A 1011-nucleotide genomic window follows, 5' to 3' on the forward strand; every position below is an offset into this window, starting at 1 on the left:
ATCACGATGGTGTCAGGACTGCTGTTCGCCAGCCTGAGCGGGGTGTTGTGGTATCAGGGGAGCTTGATAGCGTCAAATCTGGCCGAAATCGACCGGCAGAACGCAGCGCTGTCGAAGCTGAACGCGAAGACCTGGGGCGTGACGTACCTGGAAGACAGCAACGGACGTTTTCTGGTGCTGCCGAAGGGGACGGCCGTAGACAGGACGCAGAGCTGGACGGTCGGGAACGGGCGGTCGAAGCAGAACGCGCTGAGACTGGTGAAGGAGTAAGTGCCGATGACCGAGCTGGAAAAACAGTTGCTGAGCGCATTAGAGCAGCTACAGCAGGACTACTCGAAAAGGCTGGACGAGTGGGAGAGCGCCTTCGGGGAATGGCGGAAAATGTCAGGGCTTATGCAACGGGAGAACGCGGCGCTGAGCGAGCGCGTGACGCGCTTGAGTCAGCAGGTGGAACGCTTGAGCGGGCAACTGCAGCGTTTGAGCCGGTAGTGCAGCGTCATGAGATGGCCGTGGCCGCAGAACGGGCGCACGAGCAACGGCAGCACGAAAAGGAACTGACGGAAGCGCGTTCCCGGCAGCGAAGCTATGACGGTCCGTCGCTGGGCTGAAATGCAGGAAAACAGGGTTCTCATCGGGCATTTACGCTGAAACCGGATGTCATTCACCTGGCTGCATGGCTATGCAGCCAGGTAAAATTTATCTGTCGCGAACGGGGCGGTTTATCGGGTGGTTTGTTGCCGGTTTTACCTGACTGCCACCCCGTTCGCGGCGAACCCGTCCGGGGCGGTGCGGGCAACGGGTGTTATGTTTAATCAGCGTGAACGGCAGATACAAAAAAGCCCCGGAGGGCTTTTAACTACTGACTTATTTTTTTGAAGATTTGCTGGGTTTCAATTTGTCAGTATTTCCCGGCGTTTTTTTATTGTCACGCTGGCGTTTATCAGGTTCCCCTGATGAATCGGCAATTCGTTTCGGACCCGGCTTAAGACCCATAATCGTTATCCTTTCAAT

Annotated in this window: 2 protein-coding genes; both read left to right on the top strand. The window is 56.4% G+C overall.

The window, feature by feature from the left end; genetic code table 11:
* Positions 1-270 (top strand): hypothetical protein (locus HHU12_RS35185; RefSeq protein WP_449401698.1); only part of this gene is annotated, 270 nt, incomplete at its 5' end.
* A 6-nt stretch (positions 271-276) separates the two neighbouring features.
* Entirely contained in the window at positions 277-489 is a 213-nt protein-coding gene (locus tag HHU12_RS34085) for an MbeD family mobilization/exclusion protein (RefSeq protein ID WP_021527181.1), read from the top strand.
* The last annotated feature ends 522 nt before the right edge of the window (positions 490-1011 follow it).

Origin of the sequence: Flammeovirga aprica JL-4 (genome assembly GCF_012844305.1) — a bacterium.
Classification (GTDB): Bacteria; Bacteroidota; Bacteroidia; order Cytophagales; family Flammeovirgaceae; genus Flammeovirga; species Flammeovirga aprica.

What these genes read in the sequence shown, in the direction of transcription:
- HHU12_RS34085 (WP_021527181.1), top strand. Translation starts at nt 277, where the DNA reads ATGACCGAGCTGGAAAAACAGTTGCTGAGCGCATTAGAGCAGCTACAG.